This is a genomic window from Micromonospora sp. ZG13, assembly GCF_059359355.1.
In genome coordinates, this window is sequence record NZ_JCADBQ010000001.1 from 222,025 (window position 1) to 241,383 (window position 19,359).

Annotated in this window: 21 protein-coding genes and 2 pseudogenes; 12 read left to right on the forward strand and 11 right to left on the reverse strand. The window is 71.2% G+C overall.

Going from position 1 to position 19,359, the window contains the following annotated elements; translation table 11 throughout:
* Window positions 1-82: 82 nt before the first annotated feature.
* From AC5L34_RS01015 to AC5L34_RS01035, 5 genes are all read right to left on the reverse strand, one after another.
* Window positions 83-1,828 carry an ABC transporter substrate-binding protein gene (locus AC5L34_RS01015; RefSeq protein WP_494823648.1) on the reverse strand — a complete coding sequence of 582 codons (1,746 nt, stop codon included), beginning with the start codon at window positions 1,826-1,828 and terminating at the stop codon, window positions 83-85.
* Window positions 1,829-1,936: 108 nt separating this feature from the next.
* The gene (locus AC5L34_RS01020) at window positions 1,937-2,923 is read right to left on the reverse strand and encodes an ABC transporter permease (protein WP_494823649.1); all 987 of its coding nucleotides are present in this window, start codon (window positions 2,921-2,923) and stop codon (window positions 1,937-1,939) included.
* Between the two features lie 12 nt (window positions 2,924-2,935).
* The gene (locus AC5L34_RS01025; protein WP_151455021.1) at window positions 2,936-3,937 is read right to left on the reverse strand and encodes an ABC transporter permease; all 1,002 of its coding nucleotides are present in this window, start codon (window positions 3,935-3,937) and stop codon (window positions 2,936-2,938) included.
* Window positions 3,934-5,019 carry an ABC transporter ATP-binding protein gene (locus AC5L34_RS01030; RefSeq protein ID WP_441175637.1) on the reverse strand — a complete coding sequence of 362 codons (1,086 nt, stop codon included), beginning with the start codon at window positions 5,017-5,019 and terminating at the stop codon, window positions 3,934-3,936. The genes AC5L34_RS01025 and AC5L34_RS01030 overlap by 4 nt, the downstream gene beginning before the upstream one ends.
* Window positions 5,020-5,074: 55 nt before the next feature.
* Complete coding sequence (locus AC5L34_RS01035; protein ID WP_441175779.1) at window positions 5,075-6,130, reverse strand: ABC transporter ATP-binding protein; 1,056 nt, start codon at window positions 6,128-6,130, stop codon at window positions 5,075-5,077.
* A 275-nt stretch (window positions 6,131-6,405) separates the two neighbouring features.
* Between AC5L34_RS01035 and AC5L34_RS01040 the strand changes: the two genes are divergently transcribed.
* From AC5L34_RS01040 to AC5L34_RS01055, 4 genes are all read left to right on the forward strand, one after another.
* The gene (locus tag AC5L34_RS01040; RefSeq protein WP_494823650.1) at window positions 6,406-6,954 is read left to right on the forward strand and encodes a Uma2 family endonuclease; all 549 of its coding nucleotides are present in this window, start codon (window positions 6,406-6,408) and stop codon (window positions 6,952-6,954) included.
* Window positions 6,955-7,258: 304 nt separating this feature from the next.
* On the forward strand, window positions 7,259-8,065 hold the full coding sequence (gene sdhC / locus AC5L34_RS01045; protein WP_441175635.1) for a succinate dehydrogenase subunit SdhC: 807 nt from the start codon (window positions 7,259-7,261) through the stop codon (window positions 8,063-8,065).
* A 12-nt stretch (window positions 8,066-8,077) separates the two neighbouring features.
* A complete protein-coding gene (locus tag AC5L34_RS01050; protein ID WP_441175634.1) occupies window positions 8,078-10,006 on the forward strand; it encodes a fumarate reductase/succinate dehydrogenase flavoprotein subunit in 1,929 nt (642 codons plus the stop codon).
* A gap of 4 nt (window positions 10,007-10,010) precedes the next feature.
* The gene (locus AC5L34_RS01055; protein ID WP_441175633.1) at window positions 10,011-11,108 is read left to right on the forward strand and encodes a succinate dehydrogenase/fumarate reductase iron-sulfur subunit; all 1,098 of its coding nucleotides are present in this window, start codon (window positions 10,011-10,013) and stop codon (window positions 11,106-11,108) included.
* A gap of 77 nt (window positions 11,109-11,185) precedes the next feature.
* Here AC5L34_RS01055 and AC5L34_RS01060 read toward each other — a convergent pair whose 3' ends face one another.
* Window positions 11,186-11,623 carry a (deoxy)nucleoside triphosphate pyrophosphohydrolase gene (locus AC5L34_RS01060; protein WP_441175632.1) on the reverse strand — a complete coding sequence of 146 codons (438 nt, stop codon included), beginning with the start codon at window positions 11,621-11,623 and terminating at the stop codon, window positions 11,186-11,188.
* 183 nt (window positions 11,624-11,806) lie between these two features.
* Between AC5L34_RS01060 and AC5L34_RS01065 the strand changes: the two genes are divergently transcribed.
* Both AC5L34_RS01065 and AC5L34_RS01070 read left to right on the forward strand, forming a co-directional pair.
* Complete coding sequence (locus tag AC5L34_RS01065) at window positions 11,807-12,112, forward strand: 4a-hydroxytetrahydrobiopterin dehydratase (RefSeq protein ID WP_441175631.1); 306 nt, start codon at window positions 11,807-11,809, stop codon at window positions 12,110-12,112.
* Window positions 12,113-12,319: 207 nt separating this feature from the next.
* Window positions 12,320-12,658 carry a hypothetical protein gene (locus tag AC5L34_RS01070; RefSeq protein ID WP_441175630.1) on the forward strand — a complete coding sequence of 113 codons (339 nt, stop codon included), beginning with the start codon at window positions 12,320-12,322 and terminating at the stop codon, window positions 12,656-12,658.
* A 113-nt stretch (window positions 12,659-12,771) separates the two neighbouring features.
* On the opposite strand, the gene AC5L34_RS01075 is transcribed toward AC5L34_RS01070, so the two are convergent.
* Both AC5L34_RS01075 and AC5L34_RS01080 read right to left on the reverse strand, forming a co-directional pair.
* Complete coding sequence (locus tag AC5L34_RS01075) at window positions 12,772-13,164, reverse strand: VOC family protein (RefSeq protein WP_441175629.1); 393 nt, start codon at window positions 13,162-13,164, stop codon at window positions 12,772-12,774.
* The gene (locus AC5L34_RS01080; RefSeq protein WP_441175628.1) at window positions 13,161-13,523 is read right to left on the reverse strand and encodes a DUF1801 domain-containing protein; all 363 of its coding nucleotides are present in this window, start codon (window positions 13,521-13,523) and stop codon (window positions 13,161-13,163) included. Before AC5L34_RS01080 ends, AC5L34_RS01075 begins: the two co-directional genes overlap by 4 nt.
* Before the next feature lie 86 nt (window positions 13,524-13,609).
* On the opposite strand from AC5L34_RS01080, the gene AC5L34_RS01085 reads away from it, so the two are divergent.
* The 4 genes from AC5L34_RS01085 to AC5L34_RS01100 all read left to right on the forward strand — a co-directional run bounded on the left by AC5L34_RS01085 (window position 13,610) and on the right by AC5L34_RS01100 (window position 16,640).
* Window positions 13,610-14,494, forward strand: coding sequence for a LysR family transcriptional regulator (locus AC5L34_RS01085; protein WP_494823651.1), 885 nt, complete (start codon window positions 13,610-13,612; stop codon window positions 14,492-14,494).
* A gap of 33 nt (window positions 14,495-14,527) precedes the next feature.
* Window positions 14,528-15,265 carry a class I SAM-dependent methyltransferase gene (locus AC5L34_RS01090; protein ID WP_494823652.1) on the forward strand — a complete coding sequence of 246 codons (738 nt, stop codon included), beginning with the start codon at window positions 14,528-14,530 and terminating at the stop codon, window positions 15,263-15,265.
* A gap of 34 nt (window positions 15,266-15,299) precedes the next feature.
* Complete coding sequence (locus AC5L34_RS01095; RefSeq protein WP_494823653.1) at window positions 15,300-15,662, forward strand: PH domain-containing protein; 363 nt, start codon at window positions 15,300-15,302, stop codon at window positions 15,660-15,662.
* Between the two features lie 249 nt (window positions 15,663-15,911).
* Window positions 15,912-16,640, forward strand: a complete 729-nt coding sequence (locus tag AC5L34_RS01100; RefSeq protein WP_441175626.1) for a class I SAM-dependent methyltransferase — start codon at window positions 15,912-15,914, stop codon at window positions 16,638-16,640.
* A 156-nt stretch (window positions 16,641-16,796) separates the two neighbouring features.
* Here the strand turns inward: AC5L34_RS01100 and AC5L34_RS01105 are convergent, their stop codons facing one another.
* The 3 genes and pseudogenes from AC5L34_RS01105 to AC5L34_RS01115 all read right to left on the reverse strand — a co-directional run.
* The gene (locus tag AC5L34_RS01105; protein ID WP_494823654.1) at window positions 16,797-18,032 is read right to left on the reverse strand and encodes an RNA polymerase sigma factor; all 1,236 of its coding nucleotides are present in this window, start codon (window positions 18,030-18,032) and stop codon (window positions 16,797-16,799) included.
* Entirely contained in the window at window positions 18,025-18,360 is a 336-nt protein-coding gene (locus AC5L34_RS01110; RefSeq protein ID WP_441175777.1) for a YciI family protein, read from the reverse strand. The genes AC5L34_RS01105 and AC5L34_RS01110 overlap by 8 nt, the downstream gene beginning before the upstream one ends.
* 105 nt (window positions 18,361-18,465) lie before the next feature.
* Window positions 18,466-18,700, reverse strand: a pseudogene (locus AC5L34_RS01115) (hypothetical protein); the annotation flags it as partial.
* Between the two features lie 196 nt (window positions 18,701-18,896).
* Here AC5L34_RS01115 and AC5L34_RS01120 point away from each other — a divergent pair.
* Window positions 18,897-19,103, forward strand: a pseudogene (locus tag AC5L34_RS01120) (hypothetical protein); the annotation flags it as partial.
* Window positions 19,019-19,264, forward strand: a complete 246-nt coding sequence (locus AC5L34_RS01125) for a hypothetical protein (RefSeq protein WP_494823807.1) — start codon at window positions 19,019-19,021, stop codon at window positions 19,262-19,264. The pseudogene AC5L34_RS01120 and the gene AC5L34_RS01125, both read left to right, overlap by 85 nt.
* Window positions 19,265-19,359: the final 95 nt, after the last annotated feature.

Here is a 19,359-nt window from a genome sequence, read left to right on the forward strand (position 1 = left end):
GCGACCCCCGGCCGACGACGTTGTCGACCGGGGGTCGGTCCGTGCGTGTCACCGCTGGGGTGTCATCGCGGCACGGGCGGTGTCACTGCTTGACGTACGCGTCCACGAAGCTCGGCCAGCCGAAGATGCTGCCGATGAAGACGCCGCCGGCCTTCTCGCCGTGCGCCAGGGAGACCACCTCGACGTAGAGCGGCACCGCCGGCGCCGTCTCCTTCATCAGCCGCTCGTCGATCTTGCTCCACTCGTCGGCCTGCTTGGCCGGGTCGAGCGCGAGGATCCGGTCGAACTCCGCGTTGAGCGCCTCGTTGTTGAGCTGCGAGGTGTTGCTGTTGCCCTCGGCCTTGATGCCACGGCCGTCGAAGAGCACCGGCAGGATCGACGCGCCGCTGGGCCAGTCGGCCGCCCACGAGTCGACCCAGATGTCGTACGGGTTGTCCTTCTTCTTCACCGTGTCGAGGTAGCCGTCCTCGGGGATCGTCTTGATCGTGACGGTGAAGCCGGCCTTCTCCAGCGCGTTCTTGATCTGGGTGGCCCGCTCCTGGGAGCTGGTCACGTCGGAGGTGAGCAGCACCAGGTTCTGCGTCTTGCCGGCGAGCAGCTCCTTGGCCTTCTCCGGGTTGCCGCTGTCGCCGGCCGGGTAGGCGTCGAACTGCTTGTAGCCCAGCGTGGTGGGCGGCAGCAGCGTGGTCATCGGCACGGCACCGTAGGGGCCGCCGAGGTTCTTGGTGATGCTGGTGCGGTCGATCGCGTGGTTGATCGCCTGGCGCACCGACAGGTCGGTGACCCGGGCGGTGTTGATGCTCAGGCGGTACGCGTTCGGCGTGGCCGCGACGATCATCCGCTCCTTGAGCTTGGGGTCGCCGGTGACCTTGGCGATCAGCTCCGAGGGGACACCGCCGGTGGCGACCGCCGCGGCGTCGTTGCCGGTGCCGGCGAGCACCCGGTTGGTCTGGGCGGCCTGGTCCGCGCCGAGCGACCAGACGAACTTGTCCGGGTACTGGTGGCGCACGGCGTCGGTGGCCGGGTCCCAGTGCTCGTTGCGCTCGAGCACGATCTCGACGCCCGGGGTGTGCTTGGTGAACTTGTACGGGCCCGACGAGAACGGCTGGTTGTCCAGGTTGACGCCGGTGTCCTTGTCGGCCGGCAGCGGCGCGGTGGCCGGCAGCGAGACGGCGAACGGCAGGTCACAGCGGGGCTTGTTGAACTCGAAGCGCAGGGTGCGCTCGTCCGGCGTGGTCAGCCCGGGCGGCAGCGAGGTCTTGTTGGCCTTGAAGTCCCACTTGGTGTCGTACTGCGGGCTGTCGACCAGCCACTCCTGGAGGTAGGTCGGGCCGCCGGTGAGGTCCGGGTCGAAGGACCGGGCGATGCCGTACGCGATCTCCTTGCTGGTGATCGGGCGGCCGTCCTCGAACTTCACCCCCTGCTTGACCTTGAACTCCCAGACCTTGCAGTCGTTGTTGACGTTGGTGCCGGGGGTCTCGGCGAGGTCACCGACCAGGGTGACGTTGCCCTTGCCGTCGTCCTTGAAGGTGGTGAGGAAGCGGGCGTAGAGCTGGCTTCCCATCAGCCCGGCGAACGAGTAGATCCGCTGCGGGTCCATGTGGGAGATCTTGTTCTCCCGCAGGATGTAGAACGTGCCGCCCTTGGCCGCGCCGGGCACCTCCGGCGCCGGGCCGAGGGAGTCCTTGGGGTCGGTCGCGATGGCGCCGGTGCGCGGCTTGGCGGTGTCCACCCCGCCGGTGTCGTCACCGGTGTTCTCGCTGCACGCACCGAGGGAAACCATCAGTGCGATCGCACCGCCCAGGGCGGTGACGCGTCTTGCTCGCATACTCACTCCTCCGGATCGCCGATGAAGGAAAGCTTCGCTCAGCCTTCAATGACGGTAAATTTCGAGCAGATAACGGGGCTACAACGATCGGCCCCGAGGCCCCGCGGGTCAGCCGAGGCGCACCCGGGGGTCGATGAACGCGTAGAGCAGGTCGACGACCATGTTGGCGACGACCACGAACAGCGCGGCGATCAGCACGGTCGCCATGATGGTCGGCAGGTCCCCCTGGCGGACCGCCTCCACCGCCGTACGCCCCAGCCCCTGGATGCCGAAGGTGGTCTCCGTGATCACCGTGCCGCCGAGCGCCGCGCCCACGTCGAGACCGGCGATGGTGACGATGGGAGTGATCGCCGCGCGCAGCGCGTGCTTGCCGTACACCTGCCGCTTCGGCATGCCCTTGGCCCGCGCCGTGCGGACGTAGTCCTCCGAGAGCGTCTCCAGCATCTGGGCCCGGGACAGTCGGGCGTAGATCGCGGAGAACAGCAGGGCCAGGGTCACCCAGGCCAGCACCAGCCCCCGCGCCCACTCCACGGGATTCTCGAACAGCGACGTGTAGCGGGGCGTGGGCAGGATCTTCAGGGTGTAGACGAAGACCAGCAACAGGACCGCGCCGACGAAGTAGAGCTGGAGCGAGGCGAAGGTCAGGGTGAGGCCGATCGAGATCCGGTCCAGCAGCGAACCGCGTCGCAGGGCCGAGACCATGCCGAGCCCGACGCCGATGGCGAGCCACAGCACCGCTGCGGGCAGGACGATGCTCAACGTCACCGGCAGCACCCGGGCGAAGGTGTCGGTGACCGCCTCGCTGTTGACGTACGAGTAGCCGAGGCAGGGCGCCGCGCACTCGCCGCCCTGCGCGCTGCCCAGGTCGCGGCCGACGAAGATGCCCTTCATGTAGTCGGCGTACTGCTGGACCTTCGGCTCGTTGAGCCCCAGCTCCGTCCGCACCCGCTCCAGACGCTCGGCGTTGCAGTTCTTCGGGCACATGCCGGTCACCGGGTCAGCGGGCAGCGCGAAGAACAGCAGGAAGCTGACCACACTCACCGCGAACAGCACCGAGATCGCCAGCAGCACCCGCTTCAGCAGGAAGCGCAGCATGCGCAGTACCCCTTACCGTGACGACTTCGGGTCGAGCGCGTCACGCAACGCGTCGCCGAAGAGGTTGAACGCCAGCACGAGCGCGAAGATCGTGATGCCGGGGAAGAACACGTAGGCCGGGTCGGTCTGGAGGTAGTCGATGCTCCGGTAGATCATCCGGCCGAAGCTGGGCACCGACTCGGGCAGCCCGACGCCCAGGAAGGACAGCGCCGCCTCGCTGGTCACGTACGACGGCACCAGCAGCGAGAACGACACCAGGATGGGGGCCCAGATGTTCGGCAGCAGCTGCCGGAAGAGCATGTGCCCCAGCCCCGCGCCGCTGGCCTTGGCCGCCTCCACGAACTCGCGTTCGCGCAGCGAGACCACCTGCCCCCGGACCAGCCGGGCGGTGCTGGTCCAGCCGAAGGCGGTGAAGACCACGATCAGCGTGGTGACCGCGAACCAGGTCGGCACCTCGTCGCGCGGACCGTAGAAGCGCAGCGAGAACGTCGGCACCACGGCCAGCGCGAAGATCAGGAACGGCATCGCCAGCGCCACGTCGGTGATCCAGCTGATCACCGCGTCCACCACCCCGCCGAGGTAGCCGGCGAGGATCCCGAGGACCACGCCGATCGTGGTGGTGATCAGGGCCGCGCCGAGCGCGATCAGCAGCGAGGTGCGGATGCCGTAGATCATCCGCATGAAGATGTCCCGGCCCAGGCCGGGCTCCAGGCCGAACCAGTGGTCGCCGCTGATCCCGCCGACGTAGCCCAGCGGCATCCCGGTGCTGTCCAGCAGCTCGCCGAACTGCTCGTTCGGCGTCACCCCGTAGAGCCGCTGGACCAGGGGCGCGCCCACCGCCAGCAGTACGAAGAAGACCAGCACCACGCCGCTCACCAGGGCGGTGCGGTCGCTGCGCAGCCGGCTGCGGACGAGCTGGCCCGGCGAGCGGCCGACCAGCGTCTTCCCCTCGCCGGCGTCGCCGCCGGACTCGATCTCGGCCAGCGCCGTGCCCTCGACCGGGGACAGGCTCACTTCGACACCTCCTCGACGGTCGTGCCGGCCCCGGCCGTCCCGGGGCCCGCCGGCGCCGCGTCGTCACCGGCCGGTCCGGTGGCGGCGCCGACCGGCCCCGTCTCCGGGAAGTGGCAGGCGGTGGCCTGGTCGCCGCCGCGCGGCACCAGCGCCGGCTCCTCGGTGGCACACCGCTCCTGCGCCTTCCAGCACCGGGTGCGGAAGCGGCAACCCGACGGCGGGTCCAGCGGCGTGGGGACGTCCCCGGAGAGCCGGATCCGACCGGCCGCGCCGAGCTGGGTGACGTCGGGGATCGCCGAGAGCAGGGCCCGGGTGTACGGGTGCTGCGGGCGTTCGTAGATGTCGTTCCGGTCGCCGATCTCGACGACCTTGCCGAGGTACATGACGGCGACCCGCTGACAGAAGTGCCGCACCACGGCCAGGTCGTGGGCGATGAAGACGAACGCCAGGCCCAGATCGCGTTGCAGGTCGCGCAGCAGGTTGACCACCTGCGCCTGGATCGACACGTCCAGGGCGGAGACCGGCTCGTCGGCGACGATCAGCTTCGGTTGCAGGGCGAGCGCGCGGGCGATGCCGATGCGCTGCCGCTGGCCGCCCGAGAATTCGTGCGGGTAGCGGTTGTAGTGCTCGGGGTTCAGCCCGACCAGTTCCAGCAGCTCCTGGACCCGCTTCTTCACCCCGCCCGGCGGGTCGATCCCGTTGACCTGCAACGGCATCGCCACGATCCGACCCACCGTGTGCCGGGGGTTCAGCGACGCGTACGGGTCCTGGAAGATGATCTGAAGGTCCTGCCGCAGCGCCCGCAGGTCGCGGCGGCCCACGTGCGTGATGTCCCGCCCGGCGAACTCGATGCTGCCCGCCGTGGGCTCCAGCAGGCGCACCAGCATCCGGCCGGTGGTCGTCTTGCCGCAGCCCGACTCCCCCACCAGGCCGAGCGTCTCGCCCGGGCGCACGTCGAAGTCCAGCCCGTCCACGGCCCGGACCAGCCCGCCGCGCCGCAGGCCGTCGCGCACCGGAAAGTGCTTGGTCAGCCCGCGTACGCGCAGCAGCGGCTCCACCGGCTCCTCGATCTCCACGTTCATCGGGGCCAACCTCCGTTCGCGACTGCGCGACTCCGCTGCGCTACGTTCCTCGCGCTCACCGGGCGACTCCCACGTGGGCGATGTCCTCCGCGTACAGCAGCGTCCGGTCGTCGGCGGAGAGGTGGCAGGCCACCAGGTGGCCGGGCGCGCCGGCGGGGCGCAGCTCGGGTACCTCCGTGCGGGACCGGTCGCCGTTGCGGTCGGCGTAGCGGCAGCGCGGGTGGAAGGCGCAGCCGGACGGCAGGTTGATCAGGCTCGGCGGGTTGCCCCGGATGGGCACCAGGTCCGCGTCCGCGTCGCCGTGCAGCGACGGCACGCTGGAGAGCAGACCCCAGGTGTACGGATGCTGCGGCCGGCGGAGCACCTGCTCGACGCTGCCGTGCTCGACGGCCCGCCCGCCGTACATGACCAGCACCTCGTCCGCGACCTGGCTGACCACGCCGAGGTCGTGGGTGATCAGGATGATCGCGGAGTTGAACTCGGCCTGGAGGTCGGCCAGCAGGTCGAGGATCTGCGCCTGCACCGTCACGTCCAGGGCGGTGGTCGGCTCGTCGGCGATCAGCAGGTCGGGGTCGTTGACCAGCGCCATCGCGATCATCGCCCGCTGGCGCATGCCGCCGGAGAACTCGTGCGGGTACTGGTCGAAGCGGCGGGCCGGCTGCGGGATGCCGACCCGGCCCAGCATGTCGACCGCGCGCTGCCGGGCCTCGCGCTTGCCGGCCTTCGGGTGGTGCACCCGGTACGCCTCGACGATCTGCCGGCCCACCGTGTAGTAGGGGTGCAGGGCGGACAGCGGATCCTGGAAGATCATCGCCATGTCCCGGCCGCGCAGCCGGCGTACCTCCTCGTCCGGCAGGCCGACCAGCTGGCGGCCGCCGACGGAGATCTCCCCGGTGATGCTGGTCCGCTTGGCGCTGTGCAGCCCGAGGATGGCCAGCGAGGTGACGCTCTTGCCCGAGCCGGACTCACCGACGATGCCGAGGGTGCGTCCCCGCGCCACCTCGAACGACACCCCGTCGACGGCGCGCACCACGCCGTCCTCGGTGTCGAAGCGGACCCGCAGGTCGCTCACCCGCAGGTAGGGATCCCCGCCGGAGCGCTGCTCCGGCACGTTGGGGCGGTCCGGTTTCCCGGACGGCGCCGACTCCGACCTGTCCACGACCGCCTCCCTCAGTGACGAAGAGAACTTACAGGAAAGCACTGAGGGTGAAAATAAGCTACATAGCCGGGGGCTGTCAGCGGGCCACAGCGTAACGACTCTGCAACGGGCCCGCACCCCCTCACCTCGGCATTCACCGGTGTTGACCTCCCGCGCCCGGACAGCGGGTGCGACGATGGGCGCGGCAGTCCCGCAAGGATGTCCCCCGGCACGAGGTGGAGGTGACGATGACCGCGGCGGTGTTCGGCCACGACGGCCCGTGGAGCGAAGAGGAGTACCTCGCCCTCGACGAGACGCAGCAGCGCGTCGAACTCTTCGACGGGAGCCTTCACGTGACCCCAGCCCCCACACCCCGCCACCAGAACGTCTCCGGTGAGCTGCGGGCCGCCCTGCGAGGCCCGACGCGGGAAGCCGGCCTCCGCGTCCTGGAAGCGGTGAACGTCCGGCTCCGGCCGGGGCGCATCCCCGTTCCCGACCTCGTCGTCACGGGCCCGATCGACCTCGACGACCCCTGGATCGAGGCGGCCGACGTGAAGCTGGTCTGCGAGATCATCTCGCCGGGCAACGCGGCCACCGACAAGGTGCTCAAGATGCACTACTACGCGGCGGCCGGCATCGAGTGGTATCTCCTGGTGGAGCAGGAGACGCTGACCGTGCACGTCTACCAGCGGCAGGGCGCCCACTACGTCGAACGGTCGGTGACCAAGGCCGGCGAGGCGCTGGAGCTGACCGAGCCGGTCCGGGCCACGATCCGGCCGGCGGACCTGCTCGCCTGACGGGCCACCGCCCCGGGACGCTGTCGGGTGAGCCGCTCCGGCACCCCGGACAGGCGTCCGGTGAGGTTCTTAACATCCGGACATCGATCATCGTTCAGGGCTTTCCACCGGCCGGGACACACGGGACACTGCCTTGCGCGGACGGCTCGCGAAGATCGGCGTAACGTGTGTCACTTAGCTGCGCCGTATCACCGGCGCGGTCGTTGGTGTGCGCATGACGTGGCAAGCGGGTGCGGGTTCGCCGGTCCGCGTGCCGACCGGAACTTGATCCGCCCGTGAGGGTCCTGTCAGGGAGACGACTCGAATGACATCAACGGCAACGAGGCCGCTGGGGGCGCGGGCGCGCGCCGCCATCGCGGCGAAGACGTTGCGTACCGACCGCTGGTGGCTCGCCCCGCTGATCACCGTGATCGGGCTCAGCGCGTGGGTGGCGTACGCGACGGTCCGGGTCTTCATGCACAAGTGGTACTGGGTCGAGGACTACCACTACCTGACCCCGTTCTACTCCCCCTGCGTGACCGACCGGTGCCTGCCGGAGGCCTCGCACTTCGGCCAGTTCCTGCCCGGCTGGTGGATCATCCCGGACGCGGCGCTGACGCTGCCGTTCCTGCTGCTGTTCCGGCTCACCTGCTACTACTACCGCAAGGCGTACTACCGGTCGTTCTGGCTGTCGCCGCCCGCCTGCGCGGTCCCGGACGGGCACAAGTCCTACAGCGGCGAGACCCGCTTCCCGCTGCTCGGCCAGAACCTGCACCGCTACTTCTTCTACGCCGCCGCGATCATCTCGCTCATCAACACCTGGGACGCCATTCTGGCCTTCCACTCCCCCAGGGGCTTCGGCTTCGGGCTGGGCAACATCATCCTGCTGTTCAACGTGGTGATGCTGTGGGCGTACACGATCTCCTGCCACTCGTGCCGGCACATCATCGGTGGGCGGCTGAAGCACTTCTCCAAGCACCCGGTGCGCTACCGGGCCTGGACCTTCATCTCCGCCCTGAACGTCCGGCACATGCAGCTCGCCTGGATCACCCTCGGCACGCTGGCCCTGACGGACTTCTACGTCATGGCGGTCGCGGCCGGTTGGTTCAACGACCTGCGGTTCATCAACTAGAGGGCCCCTGACATGACGAACACAACGCGAATCGAACGACACCACTACGACGTCGTCGTGATCGGGGCCGGCGGCGCCGGCCTGCGCGCGGCGATCGAGGCCCGCCTCGCCGGCAAGAAGACCGCGATCATCTCCAAGTCGCTCTTCGGCAAGGCGCACACGGTGATGGCCGAGGGCGGCGCCGCCGCCGCGATGGGGAACGTGAACAGCCGGGACAACTGGCAGGTGCACTTCCGCGACACGATGCGCGGCGGCAAGTTCCTCAACAACTTCCGGATGGCCGAGCTGCACGCGAAGGAGTCGCCGCAGCGGATCTGGGAGCTGGAGACGTACGGTGCGCTCTTCGACCGCACCAAGGACGGGAAGATCTCGCAGCGCAACTTCGGCGGCCACGAGTACCCCCGCCTCGCGCACGTCGGCGACCGGACCGGCCTGGAGCTGATCCGTACCCTCCAGCAGAAGATCGTGTCGCTCCAGCAGGAGGACAAGCGCGACCACGGCTCGTACGACGCCCGGATCAAGGTCTTCGCCGAGACCACGATCACCGAGCTGCTGCTCGACGGCGACCGGGTCGCCGGCGCGTTCGGCTACTACCGGGAGTCCGGCGAGTTCGTCCTGTTCGAGGCGCCGGCGGTGGTGCTGGCGACCGGCGGCGTCGGCCGCTCCTACAAGGTCACCTCGAACTCCTGGGAGTACACGGGCGACGGGCACGCGCTCGCCCTGCGCGCCGGCGCCACGCTGATCAACATGGAGTTCCTCCAGTTCCACCCGACCGGCATGGTCTGGCCGCCGTCGGTGAAGGGCATCCTCGTCACCGAGTCGGTACGCGGCGACGGCGGCGTGCTGAAGAACTCCGACGGCAAGCGGTTCATGTTCGACTACGTCCCCGACGTCTTCCGCAAGCAGTACGCGGAGACCGAGGAGGAGGCGGACCGCTGGTACACGGACCCGGACAACAACCGGCGTCCGCCGGAGCTGCTGCCGCGCGACGAGGTGGCCCGGGCGATCAACAGCGAGGTGAAGGCCGGGCGGGGCACGCCGGCGGGCGGCGTCTACCTGGACATCGCCTCCCGGAAGCCGGCGGAGGAGATCCGCCGCCGCCTGCCGTCGATGTACCACCAGTTCAAGGAGCTGGCCGACGTCGACATCACGAAGGAGCCGATGGAGGTCGGGCCCACCTGTCACTACGTGATGGGCGGCGTCGAGGTCGACCCGGACAGCGGGGCCGCGTTCGGCCACGTGCGGGGGCTCTTCGCCGCCGGTGAGGTGTCCGGCGGCATGCACGGTTCCAACCGGCTCGGCGGCAACTCCCTGTCCGACCTGCTGGTGTTCGGCAAGCGCGCGGGCGGCCACGCCGCCTCGTACGCCGACAGCCTCCCCGCGCGCCCGAAGGTGGGCGTCGCCGCCGTGGAGGCCGCGGTGGAGACGGCCCTGGCGCCGTTGCAGCGGGACACCGGCGAGAGCCCGTACACCCTCCAGCAGGACCTCCAGGCGGTGATGGGGGATCTCGTCGGCATCATCCGCCGCGAGAGTGAGCTTGCGGACGCGCTGGTACGGCTGGCGGAGCTGCGGGAGCGGGTGGCGAAGGTCAGCGCGAGCGGCGGCCGGCGCTACAACCCGGGCTGGCACCTGGCGCTCGACCTGCGCAACATGCTGGTCGTCTCGGAGTGCACCGCGAAGGCGGCGCTGGAGCGGCGGGAGTCGCGCGGCGGCCACACCCGGGAGGACCACCCGGCGATGGACCCGTCGTGGCGCCGGGTCAACCTGGTCTGCTCACTCGACGGCGACACGGTGCGCCTGGAGCGCAAGCCGCTGCCGAGGATGCGCACGGAGCTGATCGGCCTCTTCGACCGCGCGGAGCTGGCCAAGTACCTCACGGACGAGGAACTCGCCGAGTTCGACGCCCAGGTCGCCGACGTCGAGACCGAGAAGGAGCGCTGACGTAATGGGTAACCAGAACCCCCAGGGGCCCGGGAAGTCGGGCGCGAAGCGCCAGTTCCGCATCTGGCGCGGCGACGAGAGCGGCGGCGACCTCCAGGACTACACGGTGGAGGTGAACGAGGGCGAGGTCGTCCTCGACGTCATCCACCGGCTTCAGGCAACCGACGCCCCCGACCTGGCCTGCCGCTGGAACTGCAAGGCCGGCAAGTGCGGCTCCTGCTCGATGGAGATCAACGGCAAGCCGCGGCTGAGCTGCATGACCCGGATGTCCACCTTCACGGAGGACGAGACGGTCACTGTCACCCCGCTGCGCACCTTCCCGGTGATCCGGGACCTGGTCACCGACGTCTCGTTCAACTACGAGAAGGCACGGGAGACGCCGGCGTTCGCGCCGCCGGCCGACGTGGCGCCCGGCGACTACCGGATGCAGCAGGTCGACGTGGAACGCTCGCAGGAGTTCCGCAAGTGCATCGAGTGCTTCCTGTGCCAGAACGTCTGCCACGTGATCCGGGACCACGAGGAGAACAAGCAGGCGTTCTCCGGGCCGCGGTACTTCATCCGGGCCGCCGAGCTGGACATGCACCCCCTGGACGCCAAGAGCGACCGCAAGGAGTACGCGCAGGCCGAGCAGGGCCTCGGGTTCTGCAACATCACCAAGTGCTGCACCGAGGTCTGCCCGGAGCACATCAAGATCACGGACAACGGGATCATCCCCATGAAGGAGCGGGTCGTCGACCGCAGGTACGATCCCCTCGTGTGGCTTGGTAGCAAGATCTTCCGGAGGGGTCAGGTGCCTCAGACCAGCGTGACCAGCGAGCACGTCAGCGGTGCGGTGCGCGGCAGCGCGGCGCACGGGGGCGTGCACTCGCACGCGGGCGGCTCCCACGACCCGCGGGCCGAGGTGCAGGCGCAGCGCGGCGTCAACTGGGACCGCGAGGTGCCGAGGCCGACCGCCCCGGCCGTCGACGACCACGGCAAGCTGCCGCTGACGGAGCTCACCTTCGACCGGGCGGCGGCGCCGTCGCCGTTCGGGGACGACGTGACCTTCCCGCTGCCTCCGGAGCACCTGAACTTCGCCCACCCGGAGCAGGACAAGCACTGAGTGTGCCTGGTGAAGACGGGGGCCGCGGCTTGTGCCGCCGGCCCCCGTCCCCTTTCGACCCGGCTGTCCGCTTCCGCTCAGGTTGACAGCATCGGCCTGAGGGCGGCGACGATGGGCGCATCGGCGGGCAGCCAGGTGACGCTGTCCAGCTCGTCGGCGGAGAGCCAGCGCAGCGCCGAATGCTCCAGGGCCTTGGGCTCGTCGCCGTGCAGCAGGCGGGCCGCGTACACCTTGAGCACCGAGCGGCCGTGGGCCATCCGGACGTTGCGGCCCACGCGGTCGCCGATCTCCACGCGGACGGCCAACTCCTCGGCGCACTCGCGGGCGAGCGCGGCGGTCTCGCTCTCGCCGGGCTCGACCTTGCCGCCGGGGAACTCCCACATGCCCGCCACCTCGGGCGGGGCGGAGCGGGCGCAGGCGAGCACCCGGCCGTCCCTGATGATCGCCGCCCCGACGATCACCCTGAGGTCCCGTCGCTCGGCCTGCCCGCCGCCATTAGCCCGTTCGGTCCGCACGGGCGTCCAGCGTGCCAGATCAATAGGCGGTTTGGGTACCGTGGCCGACCGTCAGGGCAGGAGAACCCGGAAGTGTGGGCGTGGACACACCCAGCATGCGAGGACAGACTAGAAGGCACCGACAAGACACGGGACGGCGACGATTTGGCCACAAGCCGGCAACGGCGCCTGGGAGGTGCGGTGATGCGCGCGCTGTTCAGCAGTCGATCCAAGCACGACTACCTCAGCGACGCTCTCACCCTCCTCACCGGCTGGATCCGCGAGGGTGAGCAGATCCGACGCACCCTGACCCTCGACGAGACCCAGCACGCGGCGCTCACCGAGCGCGTGAAGGTCGTCGCGGACGCGCTGCACCAGCGGCCGGAGATCAGCCGCCGGGCCGACCAGACCCAGATCCGGGTCGGGCACGGCGACGCGCCGCTGACCGAGGGCGAGGTCCTCCTGGCCGCCCGCATCGAGGACGCCTACCGGGCCGTCACCCAGCCCTGACCCCCTCCCGACCGTCGCCGCCAAGGGGCCCCGCCGTACGCGGTGCCCCTTTTCCGCCCAATCCTCGTGGCGACCGGGTGCGGCGGAGAAAGAGGCTGGTAAGGCTGATGTTTCCCTGAAAGGCGCGTGGGTATCAATTCGGTGCGGGAATCAGACAACAGACCCGTAACGGACTGAACTTATGATAACGCACTTTTGGGAGCTGACATGACCACCCCCATCGCGAACCGCGCGACCGACCGGCTGACCGACCACGACGGCCACCAGGTGGAACACCACGACGTACGGCACGCGCAGCGGCACGGCGACGAGACCAAGCCGTCGTGGAAGACCACCGAGCTGGCGGTCTACGTGCTCTCCGTGATCGGGGTGCTGATCGCCTCGAACGCCGTCGGCGACGGTGCCGCCAACGACGGTGGCGACTACTTCGCGGCCGACAAGGCCTGGTGGTACATCACCCTGCTGACCATCGGTTACCTGGTCAGCCGGGGCCTGGCCAAGTCCGGCAGCCGCAGCCGCGACAACGACCCGCGCACCAGCCGGTAGTCCCGCACCGCGCCCCGAAGCCCCGCCGACCGCATCCCTCGATGCGCGGCGGGGCTTCGCGCGTATGGCCGCGGGCCGGGACGCGGGCCGCCGGGTTCCGTGCCGCCTACCGCTCACGCATCGTCTCGGGGGTAACAGCGCAGCTCGACGACGTTGCCGTCCGGGTCGCGGACGTAGAGCGAGGTGGCGTCGCCGCGCGCCCCGAACCGGCCCACCGGGCCCTCGATCACCGCGAAGGCACCCGAGGCGACCACCTGCGCCCAGTCCAGCGGCTCCACCACCAGGCAGAAGTGGTCGACGTTGGTTCCGTGCCGGTCGCGGCGCACGAGGTCGATGATGGTCCCCGCGTCGACCCGTACCGAGGGGAACGGGACCGCGCCGGCCCGCCACCGGTCGACCCGCACCGGCGCCAGGCCGAGCTGCCCGCAGTAGAAGTCCAACGCGCGCTCGACGTCGGTCACGTTGAGCACGAGGTGGTCGAAGCCCGCGACCCGCACCGCGCTCACCTCGCCTCCAGGGCGTGGGCCTGGCGCAGCCAGTCGGTGAACAGGGCGGGGTCGACGTCGGCGAGCGTCCGCAGCTTCACGGCGGCCATCCGCCGGGCCCCGGGAACGAGCCGCCCCGAGGGGTCGGTGACGTCGGCGCCGCGCCACAGCCCGAAGGTGACGTACGCGGCGTACGCCTTCACCAGGCAGACGGGGTGCCGGCCCGGACGGTCGCCGAGACCCCAGACCGGGTGTCCGTGCCACATCGCGCCCGTCGCGCCCGGCAGGGCCGCCTCGATGACGGGGCGGAGCTTCTCGCCGACCTCCCGCAACGGGGTGTCGAGGGCGGCCAGGTAGTCGGTGACTGTCGTGGTTTCCATGCCCCTCACGATCCGCTGGCGGGCGGGGCCGACCAAGACGCGATCGCACTACCATCGTTGAGCCGGATTCAACGATGGGGCGGGACGTGCTGGAACGACACGAGCTGGAGACCTTCCTGACCCTCGCCGAGGAGCTGCACTTCGGCCGGACGGCGGCGCGGCTGCGGGTGACCACCGGGCGGATCAGCCACGTGGTGAAGAAGCTGGAACGCCGCGTCGGCGCCCCGCTGTTCGCCCGCACCAGCCGCGTCGTGCAGCTCACCCCGATCGGCCGGCAGCTCGCCGCCGACCTGGTGCCGCTGGTGGCCGGCATCGACGACGCGGTACGCCGGGCCGTCGAGGCCGGGCGGGGCGTGACCGGCCGGCTGCGGGTCGCCTTCCTCGGCGAGTGGACCGCGCCCACGCTGCTCAAGGCCGTCGCCCTCTTCTCGCAGCGCCACCCCGAGTGCCAGGTCGAGGTACGGGAGGCGCAGCTCTTCAACTCCCGGCAGAGCCTGCTCGACGGCTCCGTCGACGTCCTGATGGCCGCGTACCCCTTCGACGGGATGGCCTGCGGGCCGGCGCTGCTGGAGGAGCGGCGATTGCTCGCGGTGGCCGCCGGGCACCCGCTCGCCCGGGAGGATTCCGTCCGCCTGGAGACGCTCGGCGACCACCCGGTGGTGCAGTACCCGGCCGTGACCTCGGCGGAGTTCAAGCGTGACCGCACCCCCGGGCGCACCCCGTCGGGCCGGCCGGTGCCGAAGGGGCCGGCCGGCAACACGTTCTCGGAGATGCTGACGCTGGTCGCGATGGGGCGGGGGGTGCTGCCGGTCGGCGAGCACACCCGCCGCTACTACCCGCGCCCCGACGTGGCGTACGTGCCGATCCGCGACGCGCCACCGATCCGGCGGGGCCTCATCTGGCGGGAGAGCAACGCCACGGCCCGGGTCCACGAGTTCGTCCGCGCCGCGACCGACGCGAACGCGGCCTGACGGATGCCGGCCCGGGTGGCATGATCGGCGCCGATGAGGCACGGGGAGTTCCGCCATCCACGGCTGGTCGCGGTCTACGACGCCGAGTGCTCCTGGGGGCGTGACGACGACTGGTTCCTCGCCGTCGTCGGCGGGACGCCCGCCGCACGGGTCCTCGACCTGGGCTGCGGCACGGGCCGGCTCACCCTCGCGCTGGCCGCGGCCGGCCACACCGTCACCGGCGTCGACCCGGCCGGCGCGTCGCTGGACGCCGCCCGCGCCAAGCCGGGCGCCGAGCGGGTGACGTGGATCGAGGGCACCTCGGCCGTACTGGCCGACCGGGTGTTCGACGTGGCGGTGCTGACCAGCCACGTCGCGCAGTTTTTCGTGGCCGACGACGAGTGGGCGCGTACGCTCGCCGACCTGGCGCGGGCGCTGGTGCCCGGCGGCCTGCTGGCGTTCGACACGCGCGACCCGGCGGACCGACGGTGGGAACGCTGGAACCCGGTCGAATCGCGGCGGCGCGTCGTGCTGCCCGGCGGCGAGGTGGTCCGGGCGTGGACTCGGGCGCACGCGGCGGCCGGCGGCCGGGTCGACCTCACCCACCACTACCGCTTCGGCGACGGCGAGGAACTGCTCAGCTCGGCCACCCTGCGCTTCCGCACCGAGCAGGAGTTGCGCGGCTCGCTGCGGGCGGCCGGGTTCGCCGTGCAGCGGATCGACGGCGGCTGGGGCGGGGAGCCGGTGGGCCGGGGCGACGGCGAGTTCCTCGCCCTGGCCCAGCGGCAGTGATCTTCGGCTGGCGGGCCCGACCTACCGTGGGGGCATGGCGAACGCGACATACGACCGCAAGGAGCAGTTCCAGCAGATCCAGAGCGGCCTGCTCCACGGAGAACAGATCATCGCCGTCTACGACGCCGTCGGCACCGGCACCGGCTTCGTCGGCCTGACCGACCGGCGCGTCATCATCCAGGACCGCTCCTTCGTCGGCAAGCGGTACGCCATCACCAGCATCCCGTACTCGAAGATCACCAGCGTCAGCGTGGTCAGCAACAAGTCGTGGGGTGGCTCGTTCTTCTCCACCGGCGCCATCGCGATCCACGTCGGTACGCACACCTACGAGGTGGAGTTCCGGGGCGCCGACAAGAGCCACCACGTGCACAACGTGATCCTGCACCACATCAGCTGAGCCGGTCGGCGGGGCACCTCGGCCCGGAGCGCGGCGCGGGGCGGCGTCCACGGGTGGCGGTAAAGCGGTTGCCGGCGCGCTGCGGGGGCGGTTGGGTGGGGTCAGGCCGAGTGAAGGGAGACGACGATGTCCGATGCGTCGAGGTCCGCCCAGGCAGGAACCCCCGACCAACCGGAATCGAGGCTTCGTGAACACCCGCACTCCGGCGCCGCAGGGCGCCACTGACCGCGTCACCCGGGGAGGCCGATGATGTCGGTCTTCGACGATCCCGGCCTCTTCGGCCGGCTGTGGGCCGACACCTACGACGGTCCCGGCAACCCGGACCCGGCTCCGGCCGTCGACTTCCTCGCCGATCTGGCCGACGGCGGCCCGGTCCTGGAACTCGCCATCGGCACCGGCCGGGTCGCGCTGCCGCTCGCCGGGCGGGGCGTCGCCGTCGAGGGCGTCGAGGCGTCACCCGAGATGGTGGCGAAGCTGCGCGCCAAGCCCGGCGGCGACATCCCGGTCGTCATCGGCGACATGGCCGACGTGCCGGTCACCGGCCCGTACCGGCTGGCGTACCTGGTGTTCAACACCCTGTTCAACCTGGTCGACGCCGAGCGGCAGGCGGACTGCTTCCGCAACGTCGCCCGGGTGCTCGCGCCGGGCGGCGCGTTCGTCATCGAGACGTTCGTGCCGGACCCGGCCGACTTCGACCGGGACGAGCAGGTCCAGATGCGGGCGGTGACCGAGGACTCGGCCACCATCCGTGTGCACCAGTACGACCGGGCGGCGCAGACGTTCGTCCGGCAGACCATCACGTTCGACCGGGACGGCGTCCACCTGCGTCCCTTCGCGATGCGCTACCTGTGGCCGGAGCAGGTCGACGAGCTGGCGGAGCGGGCCGGTCTCCGGCTCGCCGAGCGGTACGCCGACTGGCACCGGTCGCCCTTCGGGGCGGACAGCGCCTCGCACGTCTCGGTGTACCGCAAGGGGTAGGCACACCGGGACGCAGCACCCGCACAGGGAGGGAGCGACCGATCCGACCCGGGACGGCCGCTCCCTCCCCGGGACAGCCCGGCCCGCCGGTCTGGCCACCGGGTCAGGGGCCAGGCTCCGCCGGGCCGGTACCCGGTTTCCCTGGTCGGTGTCGGGTCAGCGGCCGGGCAGCAGGGTCGCCGCGCGTTCCAGGAGGGCGCGCCGGGCGGCACCGGAGTGCGCCTCGGCCGCCCGGCGGAACAGCTCTGCGGCCCGGTGACGATCGCCCTGCCGGGCGGTCAGCTCCGCCTCGGCGGCGACGGCGAGCGGATAGCCGTCCAGCGCCCCGCCGGCCCGGGCGGCCGCCAGCAGCGCCAGCCCTGCCGCCGGCCCGTGGGCGTAGCCGTGGGCGACGGCACGGTTCAGCTCCACCACCGGCGACGGCTGCCGCCGGACGAGCCGGTCGTACGCCTCGGCGATCCCCGCCCAGTCGGTGGCCTCGGCGGACGCGGCGGTGGCGTGGCACGCGGCGATCCGGGCCTGGAGGGCGTACGGGCCGTCCGCCGCGACCCGCGCGAGCACGCCGACGCCCTCGGCGATCGCGTCGTGGTCCCAGCGGGCGCGGTCCTGCTGGTCGAGAGTGAGCAGGTTGCCGTCGGGGTCGCGGCGGGCGTCCCGCCGTGAGTGCTGGAGCAGGAAGAGCGCCAGCAGGGCGGCCACCTCCGACTGCCCCGGCATCAGCCGGTCGAGCAGCCGGGCCAGCCGGATCGCCTCGTCGGCGAAGGCGGGCTCGCCGTCGGCGTCGTAACCCCTCGTGAAGAGCAGGTACAGCACGGCGAGGACGCCCGGGAGCCGCTCGGCGAGCATCGGGCCGGTCGGCACCCGGTACGGGATGCCGGCGGCGGCGATCTTCGCCCTGGCCCGGGTGAGCCGCCGGGTCATGGTCGACTCGGTGACCAGGAAGGCCCGCGCGATGTCGGCGGTCGACACCCCGCAGACCGTACGCAGCGTCAGGGCGACCCGCGCCTCCGTTGACAGGGCCGGGTGGCAGCAGGTGAAGACGAGCCGCAACCGGTCGTCCACGATCTCCCCCGCCCCCGCCCCGGGTTCCGCTTCGGTCAGCGTCAGCACGGCCAGCTCACGCAGCTTGCGTCGCTCGACCGAGGCCCGCCGGAGCACGTCGATCGCCCGGTTGCGGGCCACCGTCATCAGCCAGCCGCCCGGGTTGGCGGGCACGCCTTCGGCCGGCCACCGGGTCAGCGCGAGCGCCGACGCCTCCTGGGCGCAGTCCTCGGCCAGGGTCCAGTCGCCGGTCACCCGGATCAGCGTGGCGACGATCCGGGCGTACGACCCGGTGCTCGCGGTGGCGACGGCTGCCGCCACCGCGAGCGGGTCGGCGGGGCCGTCAGCCATCCAGACTGACGACCGGGCGCAGTTCGAGCCGCCCCTCGCGGGCCATCGGGTGGGCGCGCGCCACCTCGATCGCCTCGTCCAGGTCGGCGCACTCCAACAGGTCGAAGCCCACGATCACCTCCTTGGTCTCGGCGAACGGACCGTCGGTGACCAGCAGCTCCCCGTTGCGGACGCGGACCGTGGTGGCCGCCGTCGTCTCCGCGAGGGCGTCGCCCGTCAGCCGCCGGCCCCGGGCGTCGTTCTCCTCGACCCATGCCTCGATGTCCGGCCAGTCGGCCCGGTCGGTGTCCGGCTCGCTGTCGGTGCAGACGAACATCAGGTACTTCATGCCGCTCCTCGGTGTCGGGTTGTCACCAGGGTGACGAACGGGCGGCCCGGTTCCGGACAACCCGCGTCCGGCGATCCCAGAATCTCGCCGGACGGCGGGTGCAGGGCCCTCGTGGCCGGCCCGCAGCAGGCAGCGCCGGCCCTCGGCCAGCAGCGTGTCACAGAAGACCCGGTGCCGCAGGTGCTGCGCCTCCTCGGCGGAGATCGTGGTCTCGCCGGGGTCGGTCTGCGCGAGCACGCTCGCCCACCGCGCCACCACCCGAGCCAGGCGTACGGCGGAGAGCAGGGTCTCTCGTGACCACGGGCAGGTGGATGACGAAACGCTCCCGGGCGGCTCTCATCGGCAGTGACCTCGGACGGACGGGCACATGACGCACACGGCCGGCTGACCCGCAGTCGACACCGGCGGCATGTCCCGCCTCGCCCGCGAGTGGGACAGCATGGCTGTCAACGTACGTGTTTGACGCACGTGGTGTTCCACTCGCCGCGTCGGGCGACGAGGGCGACGAGCGGCAGCCGGGTACGCGCCGTCGCCACGTGACGGCAAGGTCTACCCGTCCTGAGTCCTCGTCGACTGCTGTGGGTGGCGGGCGGGTCATCGCCCTCGGGAGCTACGGTTTCGTGGCCGCCTTCAGCCCAACCCGACCTTCGGCCGGATCCTGGCCGCCTATGGCGGCGTCTTCGTCGCCGGCTCCCTGGCGTATGGCATGGGCGTCGAAAAAAATCCGCCCCGACCGCTACAACGTCGTCGGCGCGGCCAGTTGCCTGGTCGGGGTCGCCATCATCATGCACGCCCCGCGCGGAGGCTGACCGGCGGCGCTAGCGTGCCGTGCGCCCGCCGGCTCGCGCCGAGAAACCCCTGGACGCGGGCCTCACGCACCTGGCACGGCGCCTCCCGAGACTGAGGCCGACCCATCGGCACCGGGACGGCTTCCGCCGCGACCGCCACTGAGCGCCGCCTTCCCGACGCGGGGACGCACGCGGCCGACGTGACATCGCC